General features: G+C 35.0%; 1 protein-coding gene. It reads left to right on the top strand.

Annotated elements, in window-relative coordinates:
- Positions 1-64 precede the first annotated feature (64 nt).
- On the top strand, positions 65-297 hold a 233-nt coding region (locus GYB81_RS24020), incomplete at its 3' end, for a lipopolysaccharide assembly protein LapA domain-containing protein (protein ID WP_161898019.1).

The following is a 297-nucleotide window of genomic DNA, read 5'->3' as shown; positions in this document are numbered from 1 at the left end:
ATAAGAGATAGGTGATGCAGTGAATGAATCTGGAAAATAAATAAAACTCATAAGTGGGGTGCCTATGCGTTATATTCTAATTGCATTACTCATTATTGTATTTGGCTATTCTTTAGCACTTGTTTTGCAGAACCCAACAGAACTTCCTGTTGATTTATTATTTACTCAAGTTCCTGCAATGCGTTTAGGTTTATTATTGTTGCTTACCTTGGCGCTTGGAATTGTAGTTGGGCTTTTATTAGGTGTACAAGTTTTCCGAGTTTTCCAAAAAGGTTGGGAAATTAAACGCCTTAGAAA

The organism is Pseudomonas yangonensis (assembly GCF_009932725.1).
GTDB classification, from domain to species: domain Bacteria; phylum Pseudomonadota; class Gammaproteobacteria; order Pseudomonadales; family Pseudomonadaceae; genus Aquipseudomonas; species Aquipseudomonas yangonensis.
Note: the sequence above shows the minus strand (reverse complement) of the source record. Positions and strands in the feature narration are given on the sequence as shown.